The following is a 10413-nucleotide window of genomic DNA, read 5'->3' on the forward strand; positions in this document are numbered from 1 at the left end:
TAAAGACGTTAAGCGTACTCAGCGAGATTATACATTAGGCTTTAAATTATCTATTGTTGAGCAAGTAGAAAAAGGCGACTTCACCTATAAACAAGCGCAAAGTCATTACGGTATTCAAGGCCGCAGTACCGTTCTGGTATGGCTGCGAAAACATGGTAAATTAGATTGGTCTAAACCAACTTATATAGCCAACATGCCTAAATCGAAAGAAACCCCAGCACAAAAAATTAAACGTTTAGAGCGCGAGATAGAAGAGTTACGCCTAAAGGATTTAATCAAAGATGAAATGATTAATATTATGGATGAAGAATATGGAGCGGGCTTGCGAAAAAAGTACATATCCGAGCTATCACGCGCGCAAAAGAAAACCATCAAATAAAGCTTACTCCGTTATGCCGTGCATATGGCGTAACGCGACAAGGTTACTATCAAGCTATGCGCAGAATAGATGCTCGGAATAAAGAATTGGAGCCAGTCAAAGAATTAGTGATGTACTGGCGGCAATTCATGCCTCGTATTGGTGGGAAGAAACTTTATCTGATGATAAAGCCAGACCTGCAAGAGCGTGGCATTAAACTAGGTCGTGATTGTTTTTTTGATTATTTGAGAGAGCATGACTTTCTTGTAAAACCAAAGAAAAATTACACTAAAACAACAAACAGTAACCATTGGATGCGCAAGCATCCCAATTTACTAAAGGAATACATGCCTACTGCGGCCGAGGAAGTCTTCGTTAGTGACATTACATACGTAAAGTCAGCGCAAGGCGTGCATTACCTATCGTTAGTCACTGATGCTTACAGTCGAAAAATAATGGGTTATGAGCTGAGTGATGAAATGAAAGCAACCGATGTAGTCAGAGCATTAGAAATGACAATTAAGCAACGCGTATATAAACGTGATGCCATTCATCATTCAGATAGAGGTTTACAATATTGCTCTGAAGTATATCAAAATGCGCTATTAAAAGAGGGCATTAGACCATCGATGACCGATGGGTATGACTGTTATCAAAACGCATTAGCAGAGCGTATTAACGGGATATTAAAGCAAGAGTTTTTACTGTATAAATGTCGCAATATGGCAGAGTTAAAACAGCTCGTTGAAGAATCGATATTTATATACAATGAAATGCGACCGCACTTAAGTTTGGATATGAAAACACCAAATCAAGTGCATAAAAAAGACCTGGCGCTTTCGCACCAAGTCTTTCATTAAAACCGTCAACCTATTTCAGGACGGGACATTTAGTTAAATCTTGAGCTAACTAACGGCAGATAGCTATAAACTAAACGCTCAAAAACCTTTAGTGTGAAACTACGATTAAGCGTATCGCATCAAGTTTTAACTGGGCTTTTTCTATATGCGTTGTCAGCTCGCTGCGCTGCTTATCGAAGAAGGTAATTTCTTCTTGGCGAATATTAGGGTTAATTTGCTTAAGCGCTTCAAGGCGAGCTTGTTCTTCACCTAAGGTGCTTTGCATTTTTTCAAGTGACGCACTGCGTATAACCTCAAGCTGTTGCTGAGCCATGTCTTTTGCGGTGTTGATCATTGGGTGAACCGCACCTTGTAAAGCGCCTGCTAATTTACTTGCAGTTTGACGACCAACGGCTGAAAGCTGTTGGTTAAAGCTATCAAACGCCACGTTTTCGCCGAGGTTATTACTGGCTTTATCAAGTAATATGCGAATAGGCGTTGGCGGTAAAAAGCGACCTACTTGCAGGGCTTTTGGTGCCATAGCTTCGGCTACAAATATTAGCTCAACAAAAAAGGTACCTGGTGGTAATTTTTTGTTTTTAAGTAAAGCAACAGAGGCACTACCAAAGTCATCATCACAAATCATGTCCATTGTGCCTTGCACCATAGGATGATCCCAGCTAATAAAATGTACGTCTTCTTGCGAAAGGGCGGTATCGCGGTCAAAGGTAACCGTCATGCCATCTTCTTTTAAGCTTGGGAACGATGCACTTAGCATATGCTCTGTTGGCTTTAAAATAATGGTGTTTTCGCCTTTGTCTTCTTGGCTTACTCCAAATGTGTCGAATACGTTGATCATGTAACTTGGTAACTCAAATTGGTTATCAAGTGCTTCAATTTGTTCAACCAATGAATCGGCAGCGCCTTGGCCAGATGAATGCAGCTCTAATAAACGGTCACGGCCACTTTCCATTTGTTTGCGTAGCACGGCATTTTGCTTGGCTACTTGCTCAAGTAGAGGGTCGAGCTCTTCTTCATCACAATTATGGGCAGCAATGTAATCAAGTAGGTCTTCACTAAATTCTTTATACAATAGCTGGCCAGTGGTTGATGTGCTTTCAAATGCATCAAGGCCTTCGTTGTACCAACGCAGTAATACTTCTTGCGCTGTATTTTCAAAATACGGCACATGAATATTAACATCTTTTGTTTGCCCAATACGGTCTAATCGGCCGATACGCTGTTCAAGTAAGTCAGGGTTTAGTGGTAAATCAAATAACACTAAGTGATGCGAGAACTGGAAGTTACGTCCTTCTGAGCCAATCTCTGAACACAGCAGTATTTGTGCATTGTCGTATTCATCGGCAAAAAAGGCTGCTGCGCGGTCGCGCTCTATAATCGACATGCCCTCGTGGAACACAGATGCTTTTATTGCTTCACGCTCACGCAAAATTTGCTCAAGGCTAATAGCGGTTTCGGCTTTGGCACAAATAAGCAGTACTTTTTCGTGCTTTAGGGTTTTAAGTGTTTCGATTAACCAATCTACACGCGGATCAAATGCGCCCCAGCTGGCACTTTCACCTTCAAACTCTTGAAAGATTTTCTCTGGAAACAGAGCGCGTTGTGCGCTTAGCTCTGCACTTTGTATACCGCTCATGCTGCCAAGTACCGACATTGCTGTTTTATATTGCTTTGGTAGTGCCATTGGGTAAGCATGTAATTTACGGCTANGGGTAGCCATCAATTCCGCTGCGGCTGTTTCTAAACAAAATACGACCTGTGCCGTGGCGATCAAGCAGCATGTTAAGTATTTCTTTACGCGCCGGTAAATCACCTTGCTGAGCTTGTTCAAGCACATCAGTAATATCGGTTTCTTTTAATAGCTCAATGAGTGTGGCTTTGGCTGTATCATCAAGGGCTTGTGCTTGCAGTAGCTGATTTGCCGCTTCGGCAACGTCTTTGTAGTTTGCTTCTTCTTCTTTGAATACGTCGTAGTCGTAAAATCTATCTGGGTCGAGCAATTGTAAGCGGGCAAAGTGGCTACGGTGACCAAGTTGATCAGGCGTTGCTGTTAATAGAATAAGACCCGGAATATCTTGGCTAAGCTCAGCCATGCGCTGATATTCGGTGCTCGGCTTACCATTGTTAATGCTTAGATGGTGCGCTTCATCAACAACTAATAAATCCCAATCAGCAAGTGTTGCTTGTTCAAACCAGCGTTTTTTCTTGGTTAAAAACTCAAGGCTGGTAAGCACTAGCTGCTCGGTATCAAATACGTTTGGCGAGTCTGCAAAGGCTTCGTCGCAGCGCTCTTCATCAAAAATAGAAAAACGTAAATTAAAGCGGCGTAGCATTTCTACTAACCATTGGTGCTGCAGGTTTTCTGGCACCACAATAAGTACACGGCTAGCACGGCCACTAATGATTTGTTGGTGTAAAATCATGCCGGCTTCGATGGTTTTACCAAGGCCTACTTCATCTGAGAGCAGTACCCGTGGGGCAAAACGTTTACCTACTTCTTGTGCAATATAAAGCTGATGCGGAATAAGGTTAGCGCGCTGGCCAATTAAGCCTTTAATAGGCGATTGCTGGCGCTCAAATTGGTGTTGCCATGTTTGGTAACGTAAGGTGTAGCGATCAAAGCGATCTACTTGGCCTGCAAATAAACGATCTTGCGGTTTATTAAACTTAATAAAATGATCTAAAAAGGTTTCTTTTAGCTTTGCTTCTTCGCCGGTATCAACGCGAGTACCTACGTAGCAAAGTAGTTCACCTTGCACTTCAATAGACTCTACTTCTAATTCCCATTCTTCAACGCTTTTGATCACATCACCTGGATTAAATGCCACACGGGTAACCGGTGCTTCTGCACTAGAATAAACACGGTTTTCACCACTGGCAGGAAATAAAATGCTGACCTGGCGGCCTTCAATGGCAACTACGGTGCCTAATCCTAAATCTGACTCTGTATCACTGATCCAACGCTGACCTAAGGAAAAATTCATGTATGTCTCGTCTATGAAGAAAAAGGCGGCTATGTTACCTGTTACATAACACCACTGCAAGGCGCTATTTGACTCACTTTTAATTAATTTTATAAGTGCGAATTAATCCCATTAACAGTGCTAACAAATGGCTCTTTTTTAGGTAAATAAAAACTATATCGTGTTTGTAATAAAACGGACTTTTATGACAAATAGACTAAACTTAGATTATGCCTTAGCAATTAAGTATTGCAGGTTTGAATTTAGGCCCGTTTTACTTAGTTATTTTGGTATAGCATAAAAATCATAAAACGTAAGGAAAGTGCTATGGAAAAAGCTTCGAACCTTGAAAGTAAAATGTATGTGCTAGACACCAATGTATTACTCCACGAACCCCTCGCTTATTTGTCTTTCCAAGAACATAACGTTGTCATTCCCATGACTGTTTTAGAAGAGCTTGACCACATTAAAGATAGAAAACACGACGTAAGCCGTGATGCACGAGTGGCTATTCGCGGCTTAGATGAGGTACTAAAAGACGCAACTCCAGAGCAAATGTTGCAGGGTGTTGCACTGCCTAGCAATAAAAAGGCAAATGCCAATTCCACCGGTACGCTCATTATTGTTAATGATCATCTTTTTGCAGATTCTATTTCTGGTTTACCGGGGGATGAAAACGACCACCGTATTATTAACTGCGCCGTGTATTTACAAAAACAGCACAGCGATTCAAAAATTGTATTGGTGACAAAAGATATAAACATGCGCCTTAAAGCAAAAGGTGCAGGCCTTAAATATGTTGAAGATTACCGTACCGACCAACTAATTGATGATATTGCTTTATTAACTAGCGGCTATAAAAAAATAGAGGGCGATTTTTGGCAGCACGTAGGGCAATGCGAAACACAGCAGCACGGCCGTGATACGTTTCATTATGTGGCTAAAAACTTAATTCCAGATGTGTTTTGCAATGAGTACATACTTGATGGCAGCGAGCACTTTGCTGCGCGGGTCAAATCTTACGATAACGAGCGTATTAAATTAAAAGATATTAGTGTTGAGCGTTTAATGCACCAGCAAGCGTGGGGCGTAAAACCTAAAAATATTTACCAAGGTATGGCACTCGACGCCTTGCTTGACCCTAGTATTGAGCTGGTTATTTTAACCGGCCCAGCGGGGTGTGGTAAAACAGGTATTACTGCAAGCTTTTTTTCAATATTTGTGCAGACCTATCTACAGACCTTATTCTTACTGAATAAATTGAGTATTTATAACAGGCTAAGATCTAATCTCTCTAACATGTCATTAAGTGTGACTTAAAGAATAGAACCATTCATCAATAAATATAAATAACGGATTTAACCTGCAAGAGGCACAAACAAAAATAATAAAGCTAAGGTAAATCTAAAATGCTAATTAATGAAAATCGTTCTCAAAGGAGAACTAAAATGAATAATCCAAGTGAAAACAAAAACCCAAGAGTATTGGATACATCGGCACTAGTTCATGATCCAAAGTCACTTCTTGCGTACAGTGAAGACGTATACATCTGTCTAACAGTTCTAGAAGAATTAGATAACTTAAAAGAAAGAACTAACAAATCGGTTAGTGCTGATGCTCGTGTATGTATTCGTATGCTTGAAGATATAATAAATGGGCACAGTGCAGAAGAGATGGAAGCTGGTATTCCACTGCCTTCTACTGAAACAGCTAAACGAGGAAAACTGTTTATTGGAATTGATACCCAGCTCGATATGGCTAAAGAGTTAAAGCACGGTATTGGAAGTGACGCTGACAATAGAATAATTAACTATGCACTGTATCTTCAGAAGGACTTAGATAAAGACGTAATAATTGTTAGCCGTGACATTAATATGCGCTTGAAAGCTCGAACCGTAGGGGTCATGGCAGAAGACGTTGCCGTAGATAATCAAATATCAGATATTGATCTTTTATACACAGGGGTACAAGCCTTTAAAGGAGATCTTTTTGATCGAATTAAATCAGACAAAGACTTCAAGGTTTCAGGAGAAGTTTATACTTTCCCAATAAGTCTATTTAATGATGAAGTTCAGCCAAACATGTATTGGTACGATGAAGCTGGACACATTGGGCGAATTTCAGAAGTAACAGATACTGAGGTATTCACAAAGTTATTGCCTCGTAAACAAGAAAAAGTATGGGGCATTTTGCCTAAAAATCAGCGTCAGGCAGTAGCTTTAAGCCAATTAACAGATCCATATTATGACTTAAATATCATCCTTGGCCCTGCTGGCTCCGGAAAAACTTTTTTAGCAGTTGCTTCGGCGCTGCATCAAGTATTGGAGTTAAAAAAGTACAAAAAAATCGTTGTGGTGCGCTCCAGAGACTTTATGGACGATGATCCGGGGTTTTTACCCGGTGACCTGACAGAGAAATCAATGCCGTTATTAGCAGGTATAACAGATGCGCTTATATCAATGCATTCAGGTGATAACAATGAAGGTAATATTAGTGCAACTGTTGAGCATGTCATAGAGCGTGCCAATATAGAGTTTACTTCTATGGCTTATTTTCGAGGCAGGTCAATTGATGATGCTGTTTTAATTATTGATGAAGCACAAAATATGACCCGTGCTCAAATTAAAGGAATGCTTAGTCGTGGTGGCAAAAATTGTCGCACAATCGTGTTGGGCAACTTAGCCCAGATTGATGATAAGTTTGTAACACCTGCTTCTTCTGGTGCAAGTGCGGCTGTTAATGTGTATCGTCATTATGAAAAAGGATCAGTGCTAATTTTTGATGAAGTAGAGCGTAGTAGCTTGGCTGAATTCACTGAAAAGAATATGTAGGCATCAAACTACCATTCACATTTCCTTATAATATTGCGACAATAGCCACTGCTTTTTGCAGTGGCTTTTCAGAGAAGCCCGTTCCCACGAAAACAGGACGAAATGGATTTACTCTGAACTAAAAGATTAAATATTCACAAAAACTGAGTGACATAGGTGCGTGGCCTAGCGTTGCCGTTTTTTGGTGTATTGATGTCTTTTAATAAAGAAGACCTGCTAGTAAATATAAAAAGGCAGGCAAAACGATTATCTAAATTATTAACTATTCCCCTTGGACAAGCCCAAGAAGCCCTAGCTATTTGTCTTTACGGCAGTGACAGTTACAGCGATTTACTAGTAAAAATAAAAGCTGAATCCTTTGACAACCCATTGATAGCACTGTCTGCACTCTCACCAAACTCGGAAATATTTTTAGTAAAAATATTAGCTAGCCACCTAGATAGCATTATTGGAAATTTTGAAAAAAAATTTCCCGGCTCCAATATAAATGAAGAGATGGTCGTATCCCTGTTTGGGCTTAGCTTTTCAGAGTTCAAACTCAAAATATCTACCTAAGTTGTACAAATACGTAAGTTGTCATTTTGTTTTTTGGCGATATTATAATATGAAGGCTGAACGGACAGCCTACGCCTACACATGTTTTTCGCCTTGAAAAACGTGAACAGTGAAGCGGAGCATCCGTAAAAATTTGGTTATTTGAACAATAAATAAAGCAATGTGTTGGTAGGCCATTGTTTATTGGAAAGTTGTTTGGAGAACTAAATGATCTCACTTTATCAATTAAAGAATAAGCTCAATAAACAAGCAAAAGAGTTTGCTGAGTTATTAGAGTTTCCTGATCTTTACGCCCAAGGCCTGTGGGCTAGAGGTGTTTATAACTGCCCTTATTTTTCTGATACCCATAAATATCTCTCTGAAGTATTTGAAAAGAAAAAGCTGGACTCAATTCTAAAGCACGATTCCCTGAAATATTTAATGATCAACGAATACGATGATCAAGAAATTATTGAATCGCTTCATAAAGAAATTGAGTCAATGGCAAACCGTATTGAAAGCCTGATGCTGGTAGATATCGAAACATTAGAGTTAGTTTCAGTGATATACCAAGTTTTAGGGTTGCCTGAAAATGCCAAGTTTATTGTAAATACAGGTGCAGACTTCCGCTTAGAGTGGCGACCATACTTTGATGCCTTTGATGATCCGTTGATAGTTCAATATGCAGATTTAAAAGTTCATGGTTGTTATTTCAGGCTAATCGCTTGCAAGTTTCCGTTTGAAAAGCTTTCCTTGGATGACATTAGAAAATACATGTACATCAATCATGTAAACCATAATGGTGAGTTTGAAGGCTGTATTTCTGAAGGAAATACATTTTCTAAGCATGTGCACTGGCTGGTGTTGACACTTGAATTATTCAGTAGCGGCAAAGTAAATAAGGCTCAGTTCAATCCAACAACCTTCAAAATCGAAGGTATGCGCTATTTGGTATATGGCTTCCCATTGATTCCTTCCTTTGTATCTGATTGGCACAAACCTGATTTATGTCTACGAGTCAAAAATCTAGATGGCGATCAGAAGTTCATTGTTCGTATCGAACAGCAAGATCTTGTTTTTTATGCGAGGCGCGTTGATACCAACTTTTTTAACACAATCGATTATGAAAAATACATTTCGTTGTATCAATCTAGTGTTCTGTCACATTTTGATGCTGACAACAATTTGCTTAAAGTTGATGGGGTTAAATATCTAAGTTTTTTTCGTCCTTTTTCTGTAGAAGATATGAAAGGAGTTCAAGCATGAGACCTAGAGTAAAACTAACCAACGCAAAACTTATCTCAATTCAATCTGATACAGAGGAAAAAGTTGAACGGGTGCTTTACGGCACATTTGCTGACGAAAATGAAAATGGTAAAGAAGGAGATGCTTTATTCACGATAAAGGTTTTGGAAATCAATGGTCTAGAAAGTAAGTGCTTTGGTGTTGACTTTTATATCTTAGATGCTGAATCTAAAGAGTTTGATGTAAATGCATTTGAGTTTAATTTAATGCATGAGTGTATGTATTCTCCTAATGAGTTATTAGAGCTGCGAGATGAATCGCCCCGAGTTCATCGGAGACCAGTTTGTTTAAGTCAGGCCACTTTACCTGACTCGTTTAAATTATCATAGTAGTCTGTTTCATATTGAGCTGGTGAAATATACCCAATTGAAGATAATAAGCGTTGATTATTAAACCAATTGACCCACTCTAACGTTGCGTATTCAACAGCATCAACATTCTTCCACGGGCCATTTCTGCGAATAATCTCTGTTTTAAATAATCCATTTATTGTTTCAGCCAATGCATTGTCATAAGAGTCACCCACACTGCCTACAGACGCTTGAATTCCAGCTTCAGCAAGTCGCTCAGTGTATCGTATAGACAAATATTGGCTGCCTCTGTCGCTGTGGTGAATTAACCCTTCGGGGTTGCCACGATGCCAAATAGCTTGCTCTAACGCATCAAGAATAAGCTCTGTGTGCATTGTCGTTGATACACGCCAACCTACAATGTATCGTGAAAAAACATCTATCACGAAAGCGACATAAACAAACCCACTCCATGTGGCAACATAGGTGATGTCAGCTACCCAAAGTTGATTTGGCTGCTCAGCAGTAAATTGACGATTAACTAAATCAAGTGGCTTATCTTGTTGCTCGTCAGGTATCGTTGTCTTATGTGCTTTACCCCGACGAACACCTTGAATTCCCATAACTCGCATCAATCGTTCGACTGTACAGCGGGCGACTTGATGGTCGTCAAGCTGTAGCTGCTTCCATATTTTTCTTGCACCATAAACTGACATATTATCCTCCCACACTTCGCGAATGAGTATTATCAGCTCAGCATCACGCTTTTTGCGGTTAGACAGTCGCTCAGGCTCTCTTTGTATCTGTTTATGAGAATAATACGTTGATGGTGCAATCGGCAATTCCTTGCAAATTGACTCGACACCGTAATGCTCTCTGCAAGCATCAATAAAATCCACTATTACTTCTGTTTGCGGTCGAGCTCCGCTTGGGCGAAAAAAGCGGCAGCTTGCCTCAGGATATCATTCGTTCGCTTGAGCTCTTTATTCTCGCGCTCTAAGACGGCAAGGCGTTCTTCAGTTGATTGCGTATTAGAAGAGGGTTTAGACGGTTGAGCTTGAGATTTCTTGACCCATGCTCTAAGTGTTTCTGGGGTACATCCCAGTTTATCTGAAATCGATACTAGCGCAGCCCAAAGAGAAGGGTATTCATGCTGTTGTGTGGTAACAAGCCTAATTGCACGTTCACGAAATTCTGATGTATAGCGATTTGATTTTTTCATAGTTCCAGTTTCTCAAGTTATTGAGTCTCTGGCAAACACGGGGCGATTCA

At 40.1% G+C, this 10413-nt stretch carries 6 protein-coding genes, 2 pseudogenes and 1 other annotated feature; of the genes and pseudogenes, 6 read left to right on the forward strand and 2 right to left on the reverse strand.

The features are described 5' to 3' along the window. Positions 1 to 1218 (forward strand): IS3 family transposase gene (locus tag L650_RS23740; RefSeq protein WP_128081048.1). Its coding sequence is split into 2 segments (ribosomal slippage), with 1219 coding nucleotides annotated over them: positions 1 to 335 and positions 335 to 1218; the frame shifts between segments, so codons are not numbered across the junction. This gene is flagged as partial in the annotation. Between the two features lie 88 nt (positions 1219 to 1306). Here the strand turns inward: L650_RS23740 and rapA are convergent. Beyond that, positions 1307 to 4202, reverse strand: a pseudogene (gene rapA, locus L650_RS0110135) (RNA polymerase-associated protein RapA). Positions 4203 to 4508: 306 nt separating this feature from the next. On the opposite strand from rapA, the pseudogene L650_RS0110140 reads away from it, so the two are divergent. The 5 genes and pseudogenes from L650_RS0110140 to L650_RS0110160 all read left to right on the forward strand — a co-directional run. Then, positions 4509 to 5372 (forward strand): annotated as a pseudogene (locus L650_RS0110140) (PIN domain-containing protein); the annotation flags it as partial. A gap of 257 nt (positions 5373 to 5629) precedes the next feature. After that, on the forward strand, positions 5630 to 7012 hold the full coding sequence (locus L650_RS0110145; RefSeq protein WP_029773033.1) for a PhoH family protein: 1383 nt from the start codon (positions 5630 to 5632) through the stop codon (positions 7010 to 7012). A gap of 192 nt (positions 7013 to 7204) precedes the next feature. Then, on the forward strand, positions 7205 to 7567 hold the full coding sequence (locus L650_RS0110150; RefSeq protein WP_029773034.1) for a hypothetical protein: 363 nt from the start codon (positions 7205 to 7207) through the stop codon (positions 7565 to 7567). 207 nt (positions 7568 to 7774) lie between these two features. Further along, complete coding sequence (locus L650_RS0110155) at positions 7775 to 8812, forward strand: hypothetical protein (protein WP_008109625.1); 1038 nt, start codon at positions 7775 to 7777, stop codon at positions 8810 to 8812. After that, the gene (locus L650_RS0110160; RefSeq protein ID WP_223230564.1) at positions 8809 to 9180 is read left to right on the forward strand and encodes a hypothetical protein; all 372 of its coding nucleotides are present in this window, start codon (positions 8809 to 8811) and stop codon (positions 9178 to 9180) included. Before L650_RS0110155 ends, L650_RS0110160 begins: the two co-directional genes overlap by 4 nt. On the opposite strand, the gene L650_RS0110165 is transcribed toward L650_RS0110160, so the two are convergent. Then, positions 9144 to 10363, reverse strand: a protein-coding gene (locus L650_RS0110165) for an IS3 family transposase (protein WP_223230517.1) whose coding sequence is annotated in 2 segments (ribosomal slippage) — positions 9144 to 10075 and positions 10075 to 10363 — 1221 coding nt in all. Because the reading frame shifts where the segments join, the coding sequence is not laid out codon by codon here. The two genes, L650_RS0110160 and L650_RS0110165, sit on opposite strands and share 37 nt — an antisense overlap. Continuing rightward, positions 9969 to 10085, reverse strand: a sequence feature (AL1L pseudoknot). It overlaps the preceding gene by 117 nt. Positions 10364 to 10413: the final 50 nt, after the last annotated feature.

This window comes from Pseudoalteromonas sp. TB51, assembly GCF_000498055.1.
Taxonomy (GTDB): Bacteria; Pseudomonadota; Gammaproteobacteria; order Enterobacterales; family Alteromonadaceae; genus Pseudoalteromonas; species Pseudoalteromonas atlantica.

Excerpts from the sequence above, each read along its gene's own strand:
- L650_RS0110145 (WP_029773033.1), top strand. The coding sequence starts at position 5,630 with ATGAATAATCCAAGTGAAAACAAAAACCCAAGAGTATTGGATACATCG.
- L650_RS0110150 (WP_029773034.1), top strand. The coding sequence starts at position 7,205 with ATGTCTTTTAATAAAGAAGACCTGCTAGTAAATATAAAAAGGCAGGCA.
- L650_RS0110155 (WP_008109625.1), top strand. The coding sequence starts at position 7,775 with ATGATCTCACTTTATCAATTAAAGAATAAGCTCAATAAACAAGCAAAA.
- L650_RS0110160 (WP_223230564.1), top strand. The coding sequence starts at position 8,809 with ATGAGACCTAGAGTAAAACTAACCAACGCAAAACTTATCTCAATTCAA.